The organism is Rahnella bruchi (assembly GCF_003614975.1).
GTDB lineage: Bacteria > Pseudomonadota > Gammaproteobacteria > Enterobacterales > Enterobacteriaceae > Rahnella > Rahnella bruchi.
Map to the genome: position 1 here is coordinate 184,675 of NZ_QZWI01000005.1, position 24,323 is coordinate 208,997.

Genomic DNA, 24,323 nt, shown 5'->3' on the forward strand with positions numbered 1-24,323 from the left:
GGGAGTTACATCAGAATTCTTTTTTCGCAAAACCGGTCACGACTTTCAGGCCCATTTCGCGGCCCAGTGCCGTCATCGGGTGAACCACCACGATGCCGCGCACGGTTTTCTTCAGCGTGCCCATATCTGCCTGTTCTTTCTTGGTGATTTCACGGCTGAACAGCTTTTCCAGTTTCTGCGCTTCGGTACTGAGTTTTTTCACACGTACATCTTTCAGACGCGCGATTTCAGCAGCCAGTTTCTCTTTTTCTTCTTCATGCTTGGCAATCAGCTCAGAATTACCTGCCTGAATAACGGTGGCGTCTTTGTGATTCAGTGCATCAAGCATATCGCTGAGGCGTTTAATCTCGACTTTTTCGACTTCTTTCATGATTTCAGATCCGTTCATGCCAAAACCGGCACGACTGTAAATTGGGAATAATAAACGTCAGTGTATCAGGAAGTGCGCGATTCTTCAGCTTGCTCCTGCGTTTCTGCCAGCCCCGCAGGCAAACCGCACATCTCACACGCCCGCTCGCCAATCCGTATCATCGCCGAAACATAACGCGTATCAAAAACATAGCAGCACGACAAACGCAGGCCGTTACTGTAGCGCCCGCTCGGTGAGTATAACTGTCCCGGCGTCATACAAATTTTATCTTTCAGCAACTGCCGGAACAGCGTGACGCAATCCACACCCGGCGGGAAATCGACCCAAATCACAAAGCCACCGGCCGGTTGTGTGGCGCGCGTTCCCTGCGGAAAATGGCGGGCGATCAGCGCGCGTGCCTGTTCGACTTGTGACGCGTAGCGCTTACGCAAAGCCCGCAGATGATGGTCATAACCGCCCGATTCCAAAAACACCGTCAGCGTTTGGGAAAGTAATGCGGATTCCGCCATCGACGACACGGCTTTCAGTTTATGCAGCTTATCGGCAAAGCGCCCGCCTTCCACCCAGCCGATACGAAAATCGGGTGCCAGCGTTTTGGTAAAGCTGGTGCAAAACAGGATCCAGCCATCGCGGTCGAAAGATTTCACAGCCGGAGACAGCGTCGCACCGAACTGAATCTCAGCATACAAACCATCTTCAATCAACGGCACCTGGTGATCGTTCATCAGGCGCGCCAGACGTTTCTTTGCGACCAGCGGCATGGTAAAGCCCAGCGGATTTTGCGCCGTCGGCATGGCGATCACTGCATTCAGCCGCTTTTCGGTGAGCAGCATTTCCAGCACATCCAGCGATAAGCCGGTTTGCGGATCGGTCGGGATTTCCACCGCTTTCAGCCCGAGGCTCGCCAGCATCGGCAGCAGATAAAAATAGGTCGGCGTTTCCAGCCCGACGCTGTCGCCCGGTTTAGTGGTGACGCGCAGCGCCAGCTGCAACGCCTCCATGCAACCGTGAGTAATGGTGATGTCGGCGGGTTCTAAAATCATGCCGAGCGTCAGCGCACGGCGGGCGATTTGCTGACGTAACGCCGGACTGCCCGGCGGCAGCGCATATTGTCCGATGAGGTTCGGCTGACGTCGCAAAAGAGACGACATGATCCGCCCGAGCTTGCCGGTCGGATAAAAATCGTTCGACTGCGGACAGGCCAGCGAAAGATTGGTGTAAGTCGGGTCAATTTGCGAGGCGAATACTTTGTCGATCAAGTCCAGCACTTCATCTGCCGGTTCTGCGGCGGGCGTCTGCGGCTGTTCATGGGGTGGATGGGTCAGAGCTGGCAGAGCGGCACGGACATAAAATCCGGACTGCGGACGCGCCTCGATAAACCCGCGATCTTCCAGCCGCCGGTAAGCCGCCACCACGGTATTAATACTGACTGACCAGGTTTGCGCGCTGCGCCGCACTGATGGCAAACGACTGCCCGGCGCGAGTGTGCCGCGGCGGATGGCGTCCGCCAGTTGTTCCGCCAGCTGGTTATATCGGGTGTCGCTGAGTTCCGCCGTGTCAGTCATGGTGTCAGTTCCGTGAAAAAGTGATGGGTACAGTTTTTCGTAATGCAATCTGTAACCATGACAATAGCGTATTTTTGGTTCTGTTACCTTTTCCGGTCTCTGATTATTCTGGTTCTCTGGAAAACAGGGGATGCAGGAAAACTAAAATGATAGATACCGCTTTTGTCAGTTACGTCACCGTGATGTCGATTACGCCCGGTCCGAACAATCTGTTGCTCGCCGCTTCCGGCGTCAATTTCGGACTGCGCCGCAGCGTGCCGATGATGCTCGGGATCACGCTCGGCTGCGTGGTGCAATGCGCCCTGATGACCTCCATGCTGGCGATTTTACTCAGCTGGATGACGGTGGTGCGGCTGCCGATGGCGGCAATCGGCTGCGCGTATCTGTTCTGGCTATCGTGGAAAATTTACCGTTCAGGTTCGCCAAAAGAAGGCGAGAAGCAGCAACCGATGAATATGGTTAATGGCGCATTATTTCAGGCGGTGAATCCGAAAGCCTGGCTGATGGCGACTAACGTGGCGATCCTGTTCACGCCGCCGGATGGCAATATGCTGCATCACACGCTGCTGATTTGCATCGGTTTCGCGCTGATCAATCTGCCATGCATTTTGGTCTGGGTGGTGATGGGTGACAGGTTACGTCAGGCGTTACGTGTTGAATGGAAGCTGAAAATGTTCAATACCATCATGGGCGGCATGATGGCGTTGACCGCACTGTGGCTGCTGATTGGCGAAGTGCGTCATGCGCTTAACTAAAACGCATCTGCGGCTCGAAGTATGACGGGGGTTTACTTTTGTACCGGGGATAAACGTGACGGCTGCTGATTACTGATATGGGCGATCAGCCCGGTCACAGAAAGAACCATGGTGGAGCGAACGATTTGCTGGTAACGCTGACGTTGCATGGCGATCAGTGATTCGTCAGCTTCACCCGGTTTGAGAAAAGTGGGTGCCGGAGGCAACTCGGTCACGCAATGCAGTTCACCGAAGGGGCCGAGAATTTCATCATCAGTAAACCGGTACTCTTCGCCGTCGTAATTCAGCTCTTCACGCAACGCCATCAGTAATTCGGCATCTTCATATTCATGACGACTGATCACGCCCAGCGCATAAATCAGTTTGAGGCGCACCGACAGATCACCCAGCGGACCGGTACCGGTCAGTAACGGTTCGACTGCATATTTCACCGCGTAATCGTCTTTGCGAAAAACCTGCACCACCAGAATATCCAGCGCTTCGGCCAGTAATTCCACGGCAGTCATCAAAAAGCTACGCACGGTTTTACCCGCATTAAGCTTTTCAAGTACACGGTTTTCAAACGCCTGAGCTTTTTCCATAGGGCTTATTTGCAGTAAAGTGCCGATGCTGACAGCGCCCCTGGCGTCATCCATGATGCGCGCATGTCGGGCAGAAACATCCTGCCCGACAGGGCTTTCTTTGCCTGGTGTTGGCGAAATCAAAATAAACGCAGTATTAGTGCATCGATTCGTAGAGAGCGACGGCTTTCGCCACAACTTCGCCATCTTCTGGCAGACCTGAAATCTGGGCGAGGGCAGCTTTTGGCCCTAGTTTCTCCAGCAATACTACCAGTTCTTTAGCTTGCGGGTCTTGCTCGCTGCGATAATGCATCGCGGCAGCAATCCCTCTGACCAGATTGTCGTTCGGCAGACGGTATTCCTGCGTGCCCAGCAACGGTTTAATCAGTCGATCGCCGGCACTCAGTTTACGCAATGGCTGACGGCCAACGCGCTCAACGTCGTCATGCAGGTACGGATTTTCGAAACGGGTCAGAATCTTTTCGATGTAGGCAAAATGTTTTTCCGGGTCAAACCCGTAACGGCGGATCAGCACCTCACCACTTTCTTCCATCGCACCACGAACCACCAGACGCACTTTCTCGTCGAGGATCGCATCACGAATTGTCGCGTGACCTGCCTGCTGACCGAGATACGCGGTGATCGCATGACCGGTGTTCAGGGTGAACAGTTTACGCTCAACGAAAGCCATCAGGTTATCAGTCAGTTCCATACCGGCGATTTGCGGCAATTCACCTTTGAACTGGGTTTTGTCCACAATCCATTCGCTGAAGGTTTCAACGGTGACTTCCAGCGGATCGGTGGTGCCTGCTGCCGCTGGCGGAACAATACGGTCTACGGCGGAATCGACAAAGCCGATGTGCGCTTCAACCCAGGCTTTTTCATCTTCCGGCAACGCGTTGAATACATGCTGTTTGAACTGGCTGGTACCGCGCACCATGTTTTCACAGGCGATGATATTCAGCGGCTTTTCGTTGCCCTGCTGATGACGCAGCACCAGACCTTTGGCGACATTTGGTGCGATTTTTTCCAGCACGGTCGGGCCGACGGCGGTAGTGACTAAGTCAACTTCAGCGATCAGGTTAATGGCATCCTGACCGGCGCTGTTCACGGCATTCACATTACTGACAGGCTCAACGGTGGCCTGTTCACCGACAACGTGCACGTCGTAACCTTTACGGCTGTTCAGCGCATCCAGCAAAGCAGGGCTGACATCGGCAAACGTCAGTTCAATCCCGGCATCAGCAAGTAATTTACCGATAAAACCGCGACCAATGTTACCTGCACCAAAATGTAATGCTTTCATATTTATTCCTTCAAATCGTGAGGAGCACCGGGCTCCGAATCAACAAGCGGGTCTCGCAAGACCCGCTTAGTAATTACTTTTCGATTAACTGCTCAATATCAGCCGCGAAGAATGGACAGAACTTCTTCAACGCTGGTGGTATTCGCCAGACGCTCGATAACACCGTCTTCGTCCAGCGCTGTGGTCAGCTTGGTGATGACATTGATGTGCTCATTATTACGTGCTGCAATACCAACGACCAGACGTGCACGGTCATCTTCATCATCGCCCCAGCGGATTCCCGCCGGATACTGGCAGAACACGATACCGGTTTTCAGTACGCGGTCTTTCGCTTCGATGGTGCCGTGTGGCACAGCGATGGATTCACCCAGATACGTGGAGGTCAGTTGCTCACGGGCCAGCATCGCTTCGACATATTCTGCCTGAACATACCCGCCTTTCACCAGTTGCTCACCCGCAAAACGAATCGCTTCTTCTTTCGTGCCAGCGCTCAGGCCGAGGAAGATATTGCTTTCGCTCATCCGGAACAGGTTTTCGTTATCAGTATCCGCCACGATGCTGTCGCCGAGCGTGGTGGTCACTTTCTCTTTGTACTGGCTGGCTTTGTTCACTTCAACCAGACGGGAAGTCAGATCAGTGTACAGGCCGCTGTCGAGGAAGTTGGTCAGCGAAATGTGCTGCGCATGGGGTACCTGACGCATAGCGCGTTCAGTCAGGTCACGGTGCGTAATCACCAGATCCACATCATCAGGCAGATTGTTGATGGCGCTGTTGGTCACGCTGATATTGGTCAGCCCTGCATCCTGCACTTTTTTGCGCAGCACACCGGCACCCATTGCGCTGGAACCCATACCGGCGTCACAGGCCACGATGATTTTACGAACGGTAGACAGGTCGCCAGCCACGCCAGTTGCAGCAGGTTTGCCGCCTTTAGACTGTGCTTTCATGTCCTGCATACGACGGGTTGCTTCGTCCAGGTCATCGCCTTCTTTCGCTTTGGTAGTTTTCAGCAGGAAAGCAGAGATAACGAAGGACACTGCAAATGCTGCCACGATAGCCGCGATATTAGCGAAGTACGCGCCTTTTGGCGTCATCGCCAGCACTGCCAGGATGGAACCCGGAGAAGCCGGAGAGACCAGACCGCCGTTCAGCATAGTCAGAGTGAACACGCCAGTCATACCGCCCAGAATAACCGCCAGCAGAAGACGCGGGTTCATCAGAACGTATGGGAAGTAAATTTCGTGAATACCCCCCAGGAAGTGGATGATTGCCGCGCCGCCAGCAGATTGCTTAGCGCTGCCACGACCGAAGAACATGTACGCCATCAGGACGCCCATACCCGGACCTGGGTTCGCTTCGATCAGGAAGAAGATTGATTTACCGGTTTCAGTCGCCTGCTGGATACCCAGCGGAGAGAAGATACCGTGGTTGATGGCGTTGTTGAGGAACAAAATTTTCGCCGGTTCAACAAAAATAGAGGCCAGCGGCAACAGGTTATGAATAACCATGATGTGCACGCCTGCTGCCAGCACTTTAGACAGTGCTTCTACCAGCGGACCGATGGCCAGGAAGGCCAGGATTGCCAGCAGCATACCGATAATACCGGCAGAGAAGTTGTTAACCAGCATCTCAAAGCCGCTTTTGATCTTACCGTCAACCCAGCGGTCGAAACGCTTAATGCACCAACCGCCCAGCGGACCGGCAATCATTGCGCCGAGGAACATTGGCATATCCGCACCAACGATAACACCCATGACGGTGATTGCGCCGACCACACCACCGCGGTCACCACCAACCAGACGACCACCGGTATAACCGATGAGCAATGGCAGAAGATAGGTGATCATCGGGCCAACCAGCTTCGCTAATGTTTCATTAGGGATCCAGCCGGTAGGAATGAACAGAGCGGTAATGATACCCCAGGCGATAAACGCGCCGATGTTGGGCATTACCATGTTACTCAGGAAGCGACCAAAGTTTTGAACTTTGATCTTAACGTCTGGTGAAAACATAAAACGCACCCCTATTGATACGCGCTGACAATAGAGCGCGTGATATCAGTTAATTATCGGTGACGGTTGTTTCGGTTTTTGTGCCACTGCTTTAAAAATCCGTCCGTCGAATTGCTGTCTGCGAGGCGGACTCTACCACGTGATTATAGGCCTCGCGTAGCCACCCGACAGCCCGTGACAGAGATCACACGTATAGGACCATCACCCCCTGCCTTTTGGTGATCGCGATCACAAAAACAGGCTGTAACCGAGCTACACAGGCGATATTTTGAACTTACAACTCGGAAAAATGTGACTTGAGTCACCATTTATTAACGAGTCTTTATCATTAAAACGTGATGTTCATCACAAAGTATTTTTAGGCTGGCTTGGCCATTTCGCTTAAAAAGCATTCAGACGTGTCCCAGGAATGGAAAACTGAGTTTACGGGAGAGATGTTGAAATAAAATTACAGGTCGGGGAAGAAAAGCAAAACGGCGAACTGTCTGACAGTCCGCCGTTTATTAAAGGGTTTTCTGAGAGGGGATTATTTCCCGCCCTGTGCCTTCACGATCGCGGCCTGCAACTCTTCGGCAGACACGGCGCCTGGCAGCACGGTGGTGTTTTCAGCGGTTGCGCCGCTGGTTGGCATCACTACGAAACCTGGCGTGCCGCTGAAGCCCAGCGTACGGGCCAGCTCATCGTTTGCAGCAATAGCGTCATGCGTCGCTTTACGCTGCGCGTCAGTTGGCGCGGTGGCTTTCGCGGCTTTCACTGCGCCCGCGATATCGGCATCCGTCAGTTTGCCTTCGTCATGGCCGGTGCGGTAAATGCTGTTGTGATAATCAAAGTACGCCTGAGCACCTTTTTCTTTCCAGATTGCCATACCTGTTTCAGCGGCAGTGATGGACGCTTTCCAGCGGTCACCGAAGATTGGCCATTCTTTAAAGACGAAACGTACGTTCGGATTGGCTTTCACGGTCTGCTCGACCACCGGCGCCATGTGGCTGCAATACAGACACTGGTAATCGAAGAATTCCACAAACGCCACTTTGGCATCTTTCGGGCCGTAGGTTGGGGTCGCAGGATCATTTACCAGCGCCTTGGAATTGGCCAGCACTGCGCTCAGGGTTTGCTGTTGCTGCTGATCCGCCTGCTGCGCCTGTAATTTCTGGCTGACCTGCACCAGAATTTCAGGATGCTGCAACATGTAATCCGCCGCAATTTTACCAATGGCTTCCTGCTGTGCCGGGGTGAAGTCTGCGGTTGCGCTGTCAGCAGCAAAAGCCAGCGTCGGAGCCAGCACCAGAGAAGCCAACAGAGTCATCGTCTGACGTTTCATCAAAAATCCTTAAAGTGAAATACGGAGAAAAACGGACAGTTGCCTTCAAAAGTAGAGGAATTCAGCCGGATTTGCAGGCGGAAAATTGTCATTTTTTATAAATCCCTCCGTAGCCATTACTCAAAATGATATGCGCCATCGCCCGACATGTGCAGGGTGATATCGGCCTGGCGACTCCCGGTCAGAACCCGTGCCACATTGGGTCCGTCCGTGGCAGCGTAAAAATCACTGGCCAGTGCAGGCGTCAGGCCACCGCGAATTTTACGGTCAATTAACCGGCCGCGCAGGACGTCCGGGCTGGCACGAATAAAGATGCTCAGGTCACAATATTCTGCCAGTTGCCGCCAGCCTTCATCGCCGAGCAGAAGCCAGTTCCCCTCGACAATCAGAATTGGCGCGGTAACGTGAATGGCTCCTTCGACCGGTTCATGCAGTGTGCGGCTGTACTCCGGCCAGCGGCTTCCCGGTTCGCGTAAAGCCATCAGTGCGCCGCGCAGTTTCGTCACATCAAACGTTTGGGGTGCGCCTTTTTTCTGACGTAAGTTATGCGTCTGTAGCCAGTCGTTGCGATGATGAAAACCGTCCATGGGCAAGGTCTGCACAGGAACCAGGGTGGGTGTTTGAGTGGAAAGCTTTTGCCAGAATGCGGAAAGCGTCGATTTACCGGTGCCGGGAGGCGCAACCAGAAATACCACCAAAGGTCGGTTAAGCTGGCGCTGCTGTGAGGAAAAACGTTGCAGAAGGGGAAGGTGTAGCCGTTCGATATCTTCGTCGGGGAAAAAAGCCTGCGTGGTCAGTTCATTAATGGTCAGCGTCACGTTCATAAGTCAGTTCCTTGAGTAAATCCGTCACTGCCAGCGACAGCGCCGTCCTCACCAAATTGCCGTAACGCGCCTTACTAAAGGTTTCAAAACCGGCAAACTTCATTTTCTCAACAGACTGGAACATCAGAGTGTTATCCGTCACACAGCTCAAATTCTGGATAAATTCATAAGCGGTTTCTTGATGAAATTCCACAATTTCGGTGCCTGCTTTCAGGTGCTCGTCCAGCTGAGAAAACAGCAAAATATCTGCATATACCGGTTTTTGGATTTTCCCCAGCGCATAAATCAGTCTCAGGGACACATCTATACTGTCCAGCGGGCCTGATTTAGCGAGTAAAGGCTTTACGGCAAATTCGCGGATATCCTCGTCATTATTAATAAACAGGTGGGGAAGGAACTGTTTTATGCCGCTGAGCAAAATGACATTAGCGGCATGCAGAAAATCATTGAGATTCGTCTGGCTGGATAACGTCTCCAGCACCTGATCTTCATTGAATACAGTCATCCTTCCCTTAAACGTTATCAGTAATGAGGAGAACCGATGATATTACAGCCCGGTAGAAACACCAAAGTGGTTCAGCAGAGCCTGCTCGGCCTGCTCATTCCAGACGCCGTACGTCTGTGCCACCCGCTCCGCCAGCAGGGCAAACAGCGGATCAGTTTTGCCTAATTCTGCAAAATCCTCAATGGCCGTCAGCGGCAGAGAAATTCCGTTATAGATTAGCTTTTTACCGCCCGGAATATGCGGCAGATTGAGGACAGTTTCAGGTACAGCATCCAGGCCGCCGATATGTGTGATCATATAAGAAGGCTGAATTCGACCGGCTGCCGTCAGCGCCAGCGCCTCTTCCATATCACCGGTCGAACCACCGGATGTACCGACAATGTGCGTCGAACCGTAGTGGACGTTGTAAAAATTGAAGGGAACGCTGAAGTTTTTGTCGGTCGGCCCGGCAAAGAAATTCAGGCAACCGTCTTCACCCAGCAGCGCATCGCCCAGCCCGATGACTTCAGCCACAGCCGCAAAAACAAAGACATCATCAAAACCTGCACCGCCGGTCAATTCGCGCAAAGTCGCCGCCGGATCGGACAATGTTTTGCTGTTGATATACACCAGCTCGATGCCCTTTTCTGCCGCCATCACCACCGGCAGAAGCTGTTCTGCACGCGCCAGTCGCTGTTCGTCGATATCCACAACCACAACCCGCGCCGGACGTATATCGCCATTGATCGCGTAATCAATCGCACCGATGCCCATCGGCCCGGCGCACGCCAGCAGCGCCAGATTCCCCCCCGCTTTGATGCCCATCTGATGTTCATACACATATTGCGTAGTGTGATAACTGGCATGATAGGCGCCGATGATGCAGCACATCGGCTCGGCCAGCGAGGCAGCAGCGAAATAGCGGCCTTCGTAGGGCAAAACACAGCCCAGATCGATAGCCAGTTTCGGGATGATCATGTACGTCGCGTTGCCGCCAAAAGTTTCGTAGCTGTATCCGGCGGAATAGCCGCTTGGCAGCCCCATCGCCGGTTGCAGTACGAAACGTTTCCCCACTTCAAAACGATTCCTGAGATTTTTACCCACCTGCACAATCACGCCTGCGCATTCGTGTCCGGTGACGGCCGGATGCTCGGCGATATCTTCCGGCACGCGTTTATGTTCACCGCCCAGCAATGCCGCTTTGTAGGTCGACAGGCAAACGCTGTCTGAGACCACGCTCACCAGCAATTCGTCATCAGTGATTTCCGGCAGTTCAAACTCGCGCAGTCTCACATCTTTTTTACCGTAAATGGCGGCAACTTTGGTTTTCATGCTGTTGCTCCTTGCTGAACCGGGGAAGTGATGTCGGCAAACAACGCATCAAGCGCCGGATCGCCGAGATAGTTTTTAATCAGAATCAGTGGCTGGTCGGTCACGCGCTGAGCACGGCCTTCAAGGCTGGCGTGGGTCACAATGATGTCGGCACTGGCCGGTATGTTTTCGATCGAGTAATGCTTCACTTCGATTTCATAACCGGCTTTTTGCAGCTTCTTGCGAAATGTCGTCGCACCCATCGCGCTCGATCCCATACCCGCATCGCACACGAAGGCGATTAACCGGATACTGGCGGCAACTGGCTGCATCCCGTTTTTGCCTTCGGCTTTGCGTTTTTTGCTGGCGGCCTGAGAATCCGCAAAACTGTCTTCAGCAGGAGATTTATCGAATTTCAGAATGGCAGAGGCGACGACGAAAGAGACCACGGTTCCGGCCAGCACGCCCGCACAGGTTCCCATAAAGCCCCCGCGCGGCGTCAGCGCCAGATAAGCAAAGATGGATCCCGGACTTGGTCCCGCCACTAACCCTGCGCCAAACAATTCGAAGACATAAATGCCGGTCATACCGCCCGCAATCATGGCGATAATCATCAGCGGTTTCATCAGCACATACGGGAAATACAGCTCGTGGATACCGCCGAGAAAATGGATGATCATCGCGCCTGGCGCGGACTTTTTGCTCAGCCCTTTGCCGAAAAGCGAAAACGCCAGCAGGATGCCCAGACCGGGGCCGGGATTGGAGGCCACCATGAAATATATCGATTTTCCCGCAACGGCAGTGTCCTGCATTCCCAGCGGATAATAAACGCCCTGGTCAATCGCGTTATTGAGGAACAACACTTTGGCTGGTTCATTAATCACTGACAGCAGCGGCAGATAACCGGTCGCCACCAGTGCTTCAATCCCTTCTTTAACCACGTTATTGGCTGCCATCACCGCCGGGCCGATCACTTCATATGCCAGCAGACAAAGCAGCATACCGAGTATGCCGAGAGAGAAATTATTGATGACCATCTCAAAGCCCGCCGGAATGCGCTTCTCCAGCAGTTTATCGACCTTTTTGATGATATATCCACCCAGCGGGCCCATCACCATTGCGCCAATAAACATCGGAATATCGGCCCCGACAATCACGCCCATCGTACCGATACCGCCCATCACGGCACCGCGTTTTCCGCCAATCAAATGGCCACCGGTAGAACCGATCATCAGCGGCAATAAGTAGGTGATCATTGGCCCTACAAGCTGGCCGAAGTGCGGGTTAGGTGTCCATCCGGTCGGAATAAATAACGCCGTAATAAAACCCCAGGCGATAAACGCGCCTATATTGGGAATGACCATAGCAGTGAGGAATCCACCAAAAGCCTGCACTCTGGCGCGCATAGATTTATTAGCCATATTTAAATCCTGTGTGATGTTAGGATAAAACTAATAACGTTGAATGATATTAATTAATTCCTCAGTATTTTTTGCATCGAGTAATTCATCAATAACTTCATTTTCGCAAAGCATTTCACTTAACGCTTGGATCGCCTCTATATGTGAATCAGAATCTTTAGCGGCTAATCCGATAAGCAAACGAACTGGCGGGCTTTCAGCCTCAAAGCTGACGCCCTGGCGCAGCAGCGTAACACTCAGCGCCGTTTGCAAAGCGCCGCATTCCGGCCTTGCATGGGGCATGGCGATACCGGGGGCGAGTAAATAATAAGGACCGATTTCACGGGTGGTATCTTTAATCGCCTGAATGTAATCGGGGGTAATATATTTCCTTTCCAGCAAGTTTTTCATTGATAAATCTATCGCCTGAGACCAGTCGTCAGCGGATGAATATATGGCAATGCTTTCATGTTCGAAGAAATTTATTAATGATGACATTATTCATCCTTATTTATATCGATGAGGCTTTATATTAAGGAGCATATTCTCTGAAATGATTTTAATCAAACCGACAAGGATTTGTGATCTGTATTATAAAAAGCGTAAGAGCAATAATAAAAGCCGACAGCGATCACACGAATAACATGCTTTTCATGAATTAAAAATAAACGCAACAGGCTATTTGTGAACCACACTGCAAAATATTATTTTTTATTATTATCGTATTTTGTGATCAGCATCTGATTTGCCTTATTGCGTTTGGTTTTCTTTAATAAAAAAGCCACGCGTTTGAGCGTGGCTTCTGTTTATCACATCTTTAACTGACTTAGTTGCTGAAATCGCCCTGGGCGACTTTCTGCGCCTGAAGCAATGTCTGCTGTTTACCCACCAGACTGGACATCATGGTGTTGTACTGTGTTGCCTGCTGCTGCGTCGGGAACTGTACGCCGCCATTGGCAAAGGCGACCTGCGTGCCCTGCTGTTGCAGGTAATCACCGACAGAGACGATATCCTGCGTGAAGCTTTGCAGCGCTGGTACCAGCGGAGTCAGCACGTTCGCCGGCTGAGTGACCACGGTGTTGTACACCTGACCATAAACCGCTTTCAGATCGTCCGGTTGTTTCAGTGCAGCCATCGCAGTATCAGCTTTCACTTTTGAGTCACGCAACTGTGCATTCAGCATGCTCATCGTGCTGGCAGCCTGCTGCAACGCGCTGCGCTGAGTGATGTAATCCTGCGGAGTACGCACCTGACCAATCGCGCTGACCACCGGTACAAGGCTGCCTTCAACGGCACCCTTCATCTGGCGGGAGAACGACAGGATAATGCTGTAGTCATTCGCGTAATTACCAAAACGTTGCTTTTGATCTTCACTCAGCGAAGGCAGGTTTTGCCCGCTGCGCATGACGGTATTTTGCAAATAATCGATGAAGGCTTTGCGTTGTTCCGGTTCTTTATCGCCACATGCAGTGAGCTGGAAAACAACCAGCAGTGCGATAAACGGCGCCAGCCAGCGAGAAAATACACCGCTTCTGATCCCTACAGCCATGAGTCCTGACTCCTGATTTCAATGTTCTTCTTCCGGCCAGTTCCCTGCCGATGCTGTGCATTCCATGCGGGTTATAGGATAGAACAATTGGGGGGAGAACGCTTTTTAAAAAAGCGCAGAAATTGGCATCTGATAGTGTGCCTTGCTCCCTCCCCCCTTCGCAGGGGAGGGAGTGAAACGTAACTTACTGAAGCAGCGAAATATCCGCGACCTGCAGGAACAGTTCACGCAGCTTAGAAAGCAGTGTCAGGCGGTTGATGCGGATCGCTTCGTTTTCATCCATTACCATGACGGTATCGAAGAAAGTATCGACGGTTTCGCGCAGCGCAGCCAGTTCTACCAGCGCTTCTTTGTACTCACCGGCAGCAAACAGCGGCTCCAGTTTGTCGCGCAGAACCACCAGATGCGTCGCCAGTTTCAGCTCAGCAGGTTCTTTCAACACGGAAGCGTGAACGTGATCCAGCAGAACGTCGGTGGATTTCGCCAGAATGTTGGATACGCGTTTGTTAGCCGCCGCCAGCGTTGCTGCTTCGTCGAGAGTACGGAAGTAACTCACCGCTTTCACACGCGCATCGAAATCTGCCGGTTTGGTTGGACGACGTGCCAGCACGGCCTGAATGGTATCGACCGCGTGACCTTCTTCCTGATACCACGCGCGGAAACGACCGAGCATGAAATCAACCACATCATCGACAACCTTGGCGTTAGTCAGCTTGTCGCCGTACAGGCGCACCGCTTCTTCGGTCAGGGTTTGCAGGTCGAGTGACAGGTTTTTCTCAACAATGATACGCAGAACACCCAGCGCTGCACGGCGCAGTGCGAACGGGTCTTTATCGCCTTTCGGATGTTGACCGATGCCGAAAATACCGGCCAGGGTGTCCATCTTGTCAGCGATTGCCAGCGCGCACGCGACCAGCGAAGCCGGTAATTCGTCGCCCGCGAAACGTGGCTGATACTGCTCGTTCAGTGCAACGGCAACTTCTTCCTGCTCGCCATCATGACGCGCATAATGCATGCCCATCACGCCCTGTGTGTCGGTGAACTCGAAGACCATGTTGGTCATCAGGTCACATTTTGACAGCAGACCGGCACGTTTTGCGTTCTCAACGTTGGCACCGATTTTATCGGCGATCCAGCCAGACAGCGCCTGAATACGGTCGGTTTTGTCACGCAGCGTACCCAGCTGTTTCTGGAACAGTACGGTTTCCAGACGCGGCAGGTTATCTTCGAGGCGTTTCTTGCGGTCGGTATTGAAGAAGAATTCGGCATCGGCCAGACGCGGACGCACCACTTTTTCGTTACCGGAAATGATTTGCTGCGGATCTTTCGATTCGATGTTGGCCACAAAGATGAAGTTTGGCAGAAGTTTGCCCGCGGCGTCATACACCGGGAAATACTTCTGGTCGCCTTTCATGGTGTAAACCAGCGCTTCAGCAGGAACCGCCAGGAATTTCTCTTCGAATTTAGCAGTCAGAACCACCGGCCATTCAACCAGAGACGCGACTTCTTCCAACAGGCTTTCGCTCAGATCAGCGATACCGCCAATCTCTTTCGCTGCTTTCTCTGCATCCTGTTTGATCAGCGCTTTACGCTGTTCGTAATCAGCGATGACTTTGCCGCGTTCCAGCAGAATTTGCGGATACTGATCGGCGTTATCAATCGTGAATTCAGGCTCGCCCATGAAGCGGTGACCGCGAATGGTGCGGGCAGAATCGATACCGAGGATTTTCGCCGGGATCAGTTCATCGCCTAACAGCAGAGTGACAGTGTGAACCGGACGGACAAACTGCACGTCGGAATCGCCCCAGCGCATCAGTTTAGGGATAGGTAGTTTGGACAGTGACGTCGCGATCATCGCAGGCAGCAGCTGTTGCGCGCTTTCGCCTTTAACGTGCGCACGATAAACCAACCATTCGCCTTTGTCGGTGACCAGACGATCGGCCTGTTCCACTGTAATACCGCAACCGCGAGCCCAGCCTTCAGCGGCTTTGCTTGGTTTGCCTTCAGCATCAAACGCCTGGGCCACAGCCGGGCCGCGTTTTTCAACTTCGCGGTCAGCCTGAGATTCATGCAGGCCGGAGACTTTCAGCGCCAGACGGCGCGGTGCTGCAAACCACTTAACTTCGCCGTGTGGCAGATTCGCCGCATCCAGCTCCGCAGTCAGGTTAGCTGCAAAAGATTCAGCAAGGCTGCGCAGAGCCTTCGGTGGCAGTTCTTCCGTGCCGATTTCCACCAGAAATGTTTTTTCAGTCATTGACTTATCTCACTTCTCGTTCTTTTTGCACATCGGGAAGCCCAGTACTTCGCGGGAAGCGTAATACGCCTCAGCTACCGCTTTAGTCAGGGTACGGATGCGCAGAATGTAGCGCTGACGTTCAGTCACAGAAATCGCTTTACGCGCGTCGAGCAGGTTGAAGCAATGGGCCGCTTTCAGGATGCGCTCGTACGCCGGCAGTGCCAGTGGCTTTTCGAGAGCCAGCAGGGTTTGCGCTTCTTTCTCATGCTGTTCAAAACAGGTGAACAGGAAATCGACATCGGCGTATTCGAAGTTATAGGTCGATTGCTCAACTTCGTTCTGATGGAATACGTCGCCGTACGTCGTTTTGCCCAGCGGACCGTTGCTCCAGACCAGATCGTAAACGCTGTCCACGCCCTGGATGTACATCGCCAGACGTTCCAGACCGTAAGTAATTTCACCGGTCACTGGTTTACATTCCAGGCCGCCGACCTGCTGGAAGTAAGTGAACTGCGTCACTTCCATGCCGTTCAGCCACACTTCCCAGCCGAGACCCCAGGCGCCGAGCGTCGGGTTTTCCCAGTTATCTTCAACGAAGCGGATATCATGGATCAGCGGGTCGAGGCCCAGCTCTCTCAGCGAGCCGAGGTACAGCTCCTGAATGTTTTCCGGTGAAGGTTTGATCATCACCTGGAATTGATAATAGTGCTGCAGGCGGTTCGGGTTTTCGCCGTAACGGCCATCAGTCGGACGGCGTGATGGCTGAACATACGCTGCCGCAAAAGGCTCAGGGCCAAGTGCGCGCAGGCTGGTCATCGGGTGCGAAGTGCCCGCGCCGACTTCCATATCCAGCGGTTGAACAATGGTGCAGCCCTGCTGCGCCCAATAATCTTGCAGTGTCAGGATCAGGCCCTGAAATGTCTTGGTATCAAACTTTTGCATGTTGGATTCGCACGCGAGAAAGTGGGTTTAAAGAGAGTCCGACAGTATACCCGCTGAACGGAAGATAATCAGCCAGAATCAGGCGACTAAGAGATCCGGAGAGGCAGTGTTTAGTTTTCAGCGCTAATTCGAGAGGAAGTAAAAGGGGCAACAGCCCCTTTTCGTTAAAACCGCGCGCTGATCCCGGCGTTGTAAGAGGTTTGTTCGCCGGAATCCAGACCGGTGGTTTGCGAAACAGCGGCAAAGGCCGAGAAACTATGGGTTATCTGCACGTTTAAGCCTGCGGTCATATCTACCCAGTCGTCATCCTGCTCGCCGGTGGTGCGGCTGAATCGGGTTCGGGTGGATTTGATTGCGCCGGTGGCGGTGTAAGTATCATCGCCAAACTGGCGGTCGTAGGTGACCTGCGCATACGGATTGACGATGCCCAGTTGCGCATTGAGCCGCCAGCCCAGTGCACCGATTTGCGAATGGGAGGTCTGGTCGCCAAAGCGCATCGAGGTACTGTTATCCCCGTCTTCACGGTAGCCGTTAACGCTGCTGTAATCCCAGCTGTACTGCGCCACCGGGCCCGTTTTCAGCACCGGCAAGATTGGGAAGTCCCAACCCGCCGCTACGCGCCAGCCCATCTGTTTGCCGTCCGTTTCGCCACGTTCAGTGCGGGTCGTCGGCCCGAGCTGGATGCTGCGCTTGATATCGTCATAGTTGAGCGATCCGTAATGAATATCGCCGTTGATCCAGCCATTTTCGGCGATTTTAATGCCGGTAAAGACCGTCGTCATCTTGCCGCGAGTACGGTAGCTGTAATGGTCGGTCGGATCCTGCTTGTCATCTGAACCGGAGATCATCAGCCCCATCATCCAGCGATCGGTCATCTGATAATCCATCCCGATATTCAGCGAATTAGCGTTTAAATCACCATCACCCAGTGACGGATTAATTTTGCTGTCTGCGCTTTGTCCGGCGTAGCCGCCAAACATGCCAAAGGTACCGGCATCGTTATCCTGCGTGCGCAACTGCTGATAGCGGCTGTCGAGCAATCCCTGCGTATTTCTCGCCAGTGCCAGCGAGCCCTGATTCAGCGCGGTGACTTCCAGCGGCCCGTTGAGTACTGACTGCATGTATTGCGCGATCAGCGCATGTGCCTGCGGCGTCGGGTGGAAATGGTCGGCAAACAGGAACGCTTTACTGGCATCGAAGCCCGGCATATCGGAGGTACATTCCGACGCGGATGTACCGACCGGACAGGCGGTGCCCGCCGTGTTGGCAAATCCGTACATCATCGGATCCGCCACCACTTCATTGAACAGCCCGTTGATATCTACGCGCGCAATATTGCCGCCAGTTTTCGCCAGCGCGATATCTTCGGTGGTGTTGTAGGTTTCTGTCAGGCCGCCCGCCGCCACTTTTAAGGTGTCATACGCGACCGCCAGCCCTTTAGCGATAGTGTCCTGCACCAGAGGAATTCGCGAACCTTCTACCGCAGCAGCTGCCAGCGCGTTGTGAATCGCTTCGGTGCGGGCATCCGTATTTGGCGTGTTTTGTGCGTTCAGATAGGCATAAGCCGCTTCCAGCGCCTGTTGCTGCACCGGCAGCAATCCGATTTGGATCACGCTCTCCATCAGGACCGGCGTCAGACCGATGTTAGGCACCGTCGGCACGATGACCGTTCCGGCCCCGGCTTTGAGTAAATCATTCACCTGCGACGCCGCCTGCGTAGCGCTGTTGGTGGCAATTTGTAACGCCGTGACAGGGTTCAGACTGAGCGCGGCAGCCGCCAGATCATTGCCACCAATCCAGTGAATATACAGCCCGCTCGGATCGGCTTTTCCGCCAGTTGATGCCAGATAATTTTTGACCTGATCCTGCGTGGTATAGTCAGAATCCAGCCCCGGCACCGCAACGCCGCCGCCTTCGGCATAGTTCAGCCCGCCTTGTGAAGAAGGCGTTAACGTCGTGCCGATGTTTTTTGCCAGAATTTCGTCATAGAGCGGATGGATATTGCTGTCATAAGTCCAGCGGCCAATATTGCCGGTATCACTGAGACTGTCGCCGAAAACATAAAGCTGATCGTAAGCCTGTGCCGTTGTGTGTACGCCAAGACACAGCGCCACCGCGAAAGCCCCTTTGGTCAGCCGCAGGACAGAAATTTTTTTGCCGGTCATAAGTGTGATTTCCCTAAAAAATCGGCGTGGTAACGATAGGATTTAACGTAAGGATTACGTAATGATTGGCTTTAAATATTGTTCAGATCCGACCAGCGTCAAGGCAGAGGTTTAGAAATTGCGACGTTGCAGAGTTATCCGAGAAGCCACACACTGACGCCACGCGTTTAAGCCTCTTATAAGGACAACAGAATGGCGACCACACGATGCAGCTGGGTTTCGAAAGAACCGGTTTACCTCGAATATCATGATAAAGAATGGGGCGTTCCGGTCCTGGATGGCCGCCAACTGTTTGAAATGCTGTGCCTTGAAGGCCAGCAGGCAGGATTATCGTGGATAACGGTGCTGAGAAAGCGTGAAAATTATCGTCAGAACTTTCACAAATTTGATCCCAAACGCATCGCGAAAATGACCGATGACGATGTGGAACGTCTGGTGCTCGACGCCGGTATCATTCGCCATCGCGGTAAAATCAAAGCCATTATCGGCAACGCACAGGCGTATCTGGCCATGGAAGCCAGCGGAGAAAGCTTCTCTGAGTTCATCTGGAACTTCGTGGGTGGTCAGCCGGTCATCAATAATCCCCTCGGTCCCGAAGGCGTACCGGCAAAAACAGCGGTGTCAGATGCGATGTCCAAAGCGCTGAAAAAGAAAGGCTTTAAATTCATCGGATCCACGATTTGTTACGCTTTCATGCAGGCCGCCGGCCTGGTGAACGATCATCAGTCTTATTGCTTCTGCCATCCCGCGAATCAGCCGTCATGATCCGCGCTGCGCAACCGCGCGATACCGAAGCCATTTTGTTGCTCTGGCTGCGCAGCTCATTGCTTTCCCATCCTTTTATTGCCGATTCTTACTGGATCGAAAGTCTGCAAATGGTCAGAGAAGATTTTCTCCCCAAAGCCCGCGTCTGGGTGGATTGCGATACAAATGATGAAATTTGCGGATTTATCGGCGTGATGAATCAGCAGTTTATCGGTGCGCTGTTTGTCGAAGAATCTCACTACGGCGACGGCACCGCGCAGCGGCTGATGGCAGCGGCTAAAGACGAATATCCGGTGCTGTTACTGGAGGTCTATCAGCAAAACCACCGTGCGGTTGCGTTCTATCATAAAGAAAAGTTTGAAATATCGGCCCGTACCCGCCATCCCGGCACTGACTTACCGACCTATATCCTGCGCTGGTTCCTGCCACTTTCTGAATAAGTTCCTGAAATGCGTAAAAATACAAAAAGGGATATCCGGAATTCTCCTACTGCTTAACACCGCAAAATTGCGCATAAAGAGCGCCAGAACGCCGCAGGACAGATGTCCTCCCGTTGCATTTGTTTATGTTTTGACACCTTTTTCTGTGCAACTTGTTGGAAAGCAGGCAGTCATAATGCAGCGGTAAAGTTCTTAATAAAAACATCATGAAGGAAATAAGATGAGCAAAAGATTACTTGTGGTTGCGGGCGTACTTTGCGTCACCATGGGCCTGTCAGCCTGTACCACTAACCCTTACACCGGCGAATCAGAAGCAGGGAAATCCGGCATTGGCGCAGGTATTGGGGCCGCGCTCGGCGCAGGCGTCGGGATGCTGTCTTCCTCCAAACACGATCGCGGCAAAGGCGCGCTGATCGGCGCTGCAGCGGGTGCCGCACTGGGTGGCGGTGCAGGTTATTACATGGATGTGCAGGAATCTAAACTGCGCGACAAAATGAAAGGCACCGGCGTCAGCGTGACCCGTCAGGGCGATAACATCGTGCTGAACATGCCAAACAATGTGACGTTTGACACCAACAGCAGCACGCTGAAACCGGCGGGCGCTAACACGCTGACCGGCGTGGCGATGGTACTGAAAGAGTATCCGAAAACTGCCGTGAACGTTGTCGGTTATACGGACAGCACCGGTACCCGAGCACTCAACATGAAGCTTTCGCAGCAACGTGCTGACGGCGTGGGCAGCGCGCTGATCACTCAGGGCGTTGAAGGCAGCCGCGTACACACCACCGGCGCTGGCCCGGACAATCCGATTGCGACCAACAGCACCGAAGCGGGCAAAGCGCAGAACCGTCGCGTCGAGATTACCCTCAGCCCGTTACAGTAAATTTCGTCCTACCCCTGATAAAAACGGAGCCATTCGGCTCCGTTTTCGCGTTTGTGATATTCTGCCGCCACGTGCCCTTCCACCTGTGTAACGGATGCCAGTATGTCTCTGAAAGCTATTGCGAAAGATCTTGGTCTCTCTGTCACTACCGTCAGCCGCGCGCTGAACGGCTACGATGACGTTTCAGCAGACACCAAAGCGCGGGTTCAGGCGGCGGCCGATTTACGTGGTTACCGGCCTAACACCCTCGCCCGCCGGTTAAAGATGGGTAAGATCGACGCCGTTGGCCTCATTTTCCCGTTCAGTTCTCATCCGTTAAGCAATTCCGCGTTTATCGAAATGGTCGGCTGTATCACCCGCGAGCTGGCAAAATATGAAATCGACTTGCTGCTGGTACCGGATGAACTGGGCACATATTCCTGGCGCAGACTCATCGAAAGTAAACGCGTCGATGCCATGCTGGTGGCACATACGCTGGATAGCGACCCGCGACTGATGGATTTGCAGCAGCGTAATTTTCCTTTTCTGGCGCTCGGGCGCAGCGGCTGTCTGACGCAGGATTACGCCTGGTTTGATTTCGACAACCGCGCGGGTATGCAAATGGCGGTCGATCACCTCGCCGCTCTCGGGCATCAGCGCATCGCGTTTCTGGGCGAAAGCAATCAGCAATCGTTTATCGGTCAGCGCTTTCAGGGTTATCTCGACGGATTACGCGAAAACATGCTGCTGCATAATCCTGATTACGTGCATAAAATCAGCCCGAGTCGTCGCGCCGGTTATCAGACTACTCAGGCGCTGCTGGCCTTGCCAGTGCCTCCGACGGCGATTGTCTGCGACTGTAATATGCATGGCGAAGGTGCAGCGCTGGCGTTGCATGAAGCCGGCCTGCTGCTCACCGGTGGTGTTTCCCTGATTATCTTTGACGGCTTGCCGTGCGACAGTGTGCCCGATGTGGCCGTCACAGCCGTCCGTCAGGGCACGCGTGAAGCGGTCGGGTTACAAATCGCCACTATGACGATGGCGCTGATCCGCAACGAACCGCTGAAGGATTTGCAGGTTCTCTGGCAGCCCGAATTGCAGGCAGGCGTTACAGCACATCCACCACGCTGATACTTCCCTCTTAAGTTATTTTTCCACCCTATATCACATTTTTTCACCTTCACATTTCCCATCCGAAACGTTTCGGATCAATAGTTACTGCACCTGATCGCGTCTTATCAGCGCAAATCTTTGTCTGGAGCAGTGACTATATGGAAAACAAGATTGTTCATTTAACCGGCGGACAGACCAGCCTGATCGTCCGTTGTACGCCTTACGCTGAAATTCTTTACTGGGGAAACCGCCTCAGTCAGTTTTCGGCTGATGACATCATTTCGCTGAGCCGCGCCGTGCCCAATGGCCGGATTGATGTAGAGGCACCGGTGAATTTCAGCGTCGATTCCGGACGCGGTTCATTCGGCACGCCGGGAATGGAAGGCCATCGTAACGGGCAGGACTGGTCGCCAGTATTCAATACCACGCAGGTCAGTCACGACGAAAATCAGCTCATCATCAATACCGAAGACGCGATTGCGGGTCTGCAATTTCGCAGCGAATTGCGCCTTGATGACAACGGGGTTTTGCAGGCACGTAACGCACTGACCAATCTTAAACCCGGCACTTATCAGGTGACACGGCTGGCCGTGACGCTGCCGCTGCCGCAGCGCGCCACCGAAGTGATGGCGTTTCATGGGCGCTGGATCAAAGAGTTTCAGCCACACCGCACGCAGCTGGATCACGGCGGCATCATTCAGGAAAACCGCCGCGGCAAAACGTCCTCTGAATATTTCCCGGCGATGATGATCGGTCATCAGGGTTTCAGCGAAGAACAGGGCGAAGTCTGGGGAATGCATCTGGGCTGGAGCGGCAATCATCGCCTGCGCGCTGACATCAAAATCGATGGCCGTCGTCTGGTACAGGCCGAAGCACTTTATTTTCCGGGCGAACAACGCCTTGAACAGGGCGAAATGCTGGAAACGCCGTGGCTGTACGCCAGCTATTCCGCCAGCGGTCTGAACCGCATGAGTCAGCAATTCCACCGTTTTGTACGTGAGCAGATTTTACGATTCCCGACCGAAAAGCCGCGTCCGGTGCATCTCAATACCTGGGAAGGGATTTATTTCGATCACGATCCTGACTATATCATGCAGATGGCGACAGAATCTGCCGCGTTAGGCGTTGAACGCTTCATTATCGACGACGGTTGGTTCCGCGGGCGCGATCACGACCGCGCGGCGCTCGGTGACTGGTATCTCGATGAGAAAAAGTATCCCAACGGCCTCACCCCGGTCATCAGCCACGTCAAAAAACTGGGTATGGAATTTGGTATCTGGGTCGAACCGGAAATGATTAATCCGGATTCCGATTTGTATCGCGCCCATCCGGACTGGCTGCTGGCGTTGCCCGGTTATCAGCAGCCGAGCGGGCGTCATCAGTTCGTGCTCGATTTAAGCAATCCGCAGGTCTTTGATTATCTGGTGGAACGTATGAGCTGGCTGCTCGGCGAGCATGATGTCGATTACGTGAAATGGGACATGAACCGCGAAATCGTCCAGCCGGGGCACGAAGGTCGCGCGGCGCTGACGGTACAAACGCAGCAGTTCTACCGTCTGCTGGATGTTCTGGGCGAACGCTTCCCGCAGATTGAGTTTGAATCCTGCGCGTCCGGTGGCGGTCGCATTGATTTCGAGGTGCTCAAGCGCAGCCACCGTTTCTGGACATCCGACAATAACGACGCGCTGGAACGACAAAAAATTCAGCGCGGCATGAGCTACTTCTTCCCGCCGGAAGTGATGGGCTCACACATTGGCAACAAGCTGTGTCACGCCACCTCGCGCCAGCACAGCATTGAATTTCGCGGCCTGACGGCGCTGTTCGGCCATATGGGCATTGAGCTGGATCCGGTGAAAGAAGGCGAGGCTGAACGCGCCGGTTTTGCGAAATATACCCGCCTTCATCAGCAGCTGCGTCCGTTACTGCACAGCGGCGACGTGTACCGCGTGGATACACACGACGAGACCGTGCTGATCAATGGGGTGGTCAGTGAAAGCAGGGATCGGGCCGTATTTCTGGTCAGCCAGTTGGCGATGCCGACATGGTCATTGCCCGGTGCGTTACGCGTGCCGGGGCTGAAAGCGGATGCCCGCTATCGCGTGACGGTGCTCGACGAACCGGCATTACTCAAAGGCGGTGGCAGCGGTCACACCATGCGCGTGCAACCGGCGTGGCTGCATGCGTCGCCGGTACTGAGCGGTGAATGGCTGGCGAATGCAGGGCTGGCATTGCCGGTGCTGGATCCGGAAAGCGCCCTGCTTCTCGGCTTCGAAGAAATCAGATAACAACAAAAAACGCCGGTACTACAGTGCCGGTTTTCATGGTTTCGGCAAGGAAATCACT

Annotated in this window: 21 protein-coding genes; 6 read left to right on the forward strand and 15 right to left on the reverse strand. The window is 53.4% G+C overall.

Annotated features, from left to right (window positions below):
* Window positions 1-10: 10 nt before the first annotated feature.
* Window positions 11-370 (reverse strand): YibL family ribosome-associated protein, encoded by a 360-nt coding sequence (locus D5398_RS12085; RefSeq protein WP_120133816.1) that lies wholly within the window; start codon window positions 368-370, stop codon window positions 11-13.
* A 65-nt stretch (window positions 371-435) separates the two neighbouring features.
* On the reverse strand, window positions 436-1,935 hold the full coding sequence (locus tag D5398_RS12090; RefSeq protein ID WP_120507863.1) for an aminotransferase-like domain-containing protein: 1,500 nt from the start codon (window positions 1,933-1,935) through the stop codon (window positions 436-438).
* A gap of 146 nt (window positions 1,936-2,081) precedes the next feature.
* On the opposite strand from D5398_RS12090, the gene D5398_RS12095 reads away from it, so the two are divergent.
* Window positions 2,082-2,690 (forward strand): LysE family translocator, encoded by a 609-nt coding sequence (locus D5398_RS12095; RefSeq protein ID WP_120507864.1) that lies wholly within the window; start codon window positions 2,082-2,084, stop codon window positions 2,688-2,690.
* A gap of 32 nt (window positions 2,691-2,722) precedes the next feature.
* Here the strand turns inward: D5398_RS12095 and D5398_RS12100 are convergent, their stop codons facing one another.
* The 13 genes from D5398_RS12100 to D5398_RS12160 form a co-directional block, all read right to left on the reverse strand.
* Window positions 2,723-3,271 (reverse strand): MltR family transcriptional regulator, encoded by a 549-nt coding sequence (locus tag D5398_RS12100; RefSeq protein WP_014411435.1) that lies wholly within the window; start codon window positions 3,269-3,271, stop codon window positions 2,723-2,725.
* Between the two features lie 136 nt (window positions 3,272-3,407).
* Window positions 3,408-4,556 (reverse strand): mannitol-1-phosphate 5-dehydrogenase, encoded by a 1,149-nt coding sequence (locus tag D5398_RS12105; protein WP_120507865.1) that lies wholly within the window; start codon window positions 4,554-4,556, stop codon window positions 3,408-3,410.
* Window positions 4,557-4,654: 98 nt separating this feature from the next.
* Entirely contained in the window at window positions 4,655-6,568 is a 1,914-nt protein-coding gene (locus D5398_RS12110; RefSeq protein WP_120507866.1) for a PTS mannitol transporter subunit IICBA, read from the reverse strand.
* A 526-nt stretch (window positions 6,569-7,094) separates the two neighbouring features.
* Window positions 7,095-7,889 carry a DsbA family protein gene (locus D5398_RS12115; protein WP_120507867.1) on the reverse strand — a complete coding sequence of 265 codons (795 nt, stop codon included), beginning with the start codon at window positions 7,887-7,889 and terminating at the stop codon, window positions 7,095-7,097.
* Window positions 7,890-8,005: 116 nt separating this feature from the next.
* Window positions 8,006-8,713, reverse strand: coding sequence for a nucleoside/nucleotide kinase family protein (locus D5398_RS12120; protein ID WP_120507868.1), 708 nt, complete (start codon window positions 8,711-8,713; stop codon window positions 8,006-8,008).
* Window positions 8,691-9,218, reverse strand: coding sequence for an MltR family transcriptional regulator (locus tag D5398_RS12125; protein WP_120507869.1), 528 nt, complete (start codon window positions 9,216-9,218; stop codon window positions 8,691-8,693). Before D5398_RS12125 ends, D5398_RS12120 begins: the two co-directional genes overlap by 23 nt.
* 42 nt (window positions 9,219-9,260) lie before the next feature.
* Window positions 9,261-10,529: a zinc-binding dehydrogenase gene (locus D5398_RS12130; RefSeq protein ID WP_120507870.1), complete on the reverse strand. Its 1,269-nt coding sequence runs from the start codon at window positions 10,527-10,529 to the stop codon at window positions 9,261-9,263.
* Complete coding sequence (locus tag D5398_RS12135; protein WP_120507871.1) at window positions 10,526-11,929, reverse strand: PTS mannitol transporter subunit IIBC; 1,404 nt, start codon at window positions 11,927-11,929, stop codon at window positions 10,526-10,528. Before D5398_RS12135 ends, D5398_RS12130 begins: the two co-directional genes overlap by 4 nt.
* Window positions 11,930-11,959: 30 nt before the next feature.
* On the reverse strand, window positions 11,960-12,406 hold the full coding sequence (gene cmtB, locus D5398_RS12140) for a PTS mannitol transporter subunit IIA (protein WP_120507872.1): 447 nt from the start codon (window positions 12,404-12,406) through the stop codon (window positions 11,960-11,962).
* A 328-nt stretch (window positions 12,407-12,734) separates the two neighbouring features.
* Complete coding sequence (locus D5398_RS12145) at window positions 12,735-13,457, reverse strand: DUF3053 domain-containing protein (protein ID WP_120507873.1); 723 nt, start codon at window positions 13,455-13,457, stop codon at window positions 12,735-12,737.
* 184 nt (window positions 13,458-13,641) lie between these two features.
* Window positions 13,642-15,711 carry a glycine--tRNA ligase subunit beta gene (gene glyS / locus D5398_RS12150; RefSeq protein ID WP_120507874.1) on the reverse strand — a complete coding sequence of 690 codons (2,070 nt, stop codon included), beginning with the start codon at window positions 15,709-15,711 and terminating at the stop codon, window positions 13,642-13,644.
* Window positions 15,712-15,720: 9 nt separating this feature from the next.
* Complete coding sequence (gene glyQ / locus D5398_RS12155; RefSeq protein ID WP_120507875.1) at window positions 15,721-16,635, reverse strand: glycine--tRNA ligase subunit alpha; 915 nt, start codon at window positions 16,633-16,635, stop codon at window positions 15,721-15,723.
* Window positions 16,636-16,799: 164 nt separating this feature from the next.
* Entirely contained in the window at window positions 16,800-18,800 is a 2,001-nt protein-coding gene (locus D5398_RS12160; RefSeq protein WP_120507876.1) for an autotransporter outer membrane beta-barrel domain-containing protein, read from the reverse strand.
* 192 nt (window positions 18,801-18,992) lie between these two features.
* On the opposite strand from D5398_RS12160, the gene D5398_RS12165 reads away from it, so the two are divergent.
* The 5 genes from D5398_RS12165 (at window position 18,993) to D5398_RS12185 (ending at window position 24,265) form a co-directional block, all read left to right on the forward strand.
* Entirely contained in the window at window positions 18,993-19,565 is a 573-nt protein-coding gene (locus tag D5398_RS12165) for a DNA-3-methyladenine glycosylase I (RefSeq protein ID WP_120507877.1), read from the forward strand.
* The gene (locus tag D5398_RS12170; RefSeq protein ID WP_120507878.1) at window positions 19,562-20,005 is read left to right on the forward strand and encodes an N-acetyltransferase; all 444 of its coding nucleotides are present in this window, start codon (window positions 19,562-19,564) and stop codon (window positions 20,003-20,005) included. The genes D5398_RS12165 and D5398_RS12170 overlap by 4 nt, the downstream gene beginning before the upstream one ends.
* A 220-nt stretch (window positions 20,006-20,225) precedes the next feature.
* A complete protein-coding gene (locus tag D5398_RS12175) occupies window positions 20,226-20,888 on the forward strand; it encodes an OmpA family lipoprotein (RefSeq protein ID WP_120507879.1) in 663 nt (220 codons plus the stop codon).
* Window positions 20,889-20,990: 102 nt separating this feature from the next.
* Window positions 20,991-21,998, forward strand: coding sequence for a LacI family DNA-binding transcriptional regulator (locus D5398_RS12180; RefSeq protein ID WP_120507880.1), 1,008 nt, complete (start codon window positions 20,991-20,993; stop codon window positions 21,996-21,998).
* 140 nt (window positions 21,999-22,138) lie between these two features.
* Window positions 22,139-24,265 carry an alpha-galactosidase gene (locus D5398_RS12185; RefSeq protein WP_120507881.1) on the forward strand — a complete coding sequence of 709 codons (2,127 nt, stop codon included), beginning with the start codon at window positions 22,139-22,141 and terminating at the stop codon, window positions 24,263-24,265.
* Window positions 24,266-24,323 lie beyond the last annotated feature (58 nt).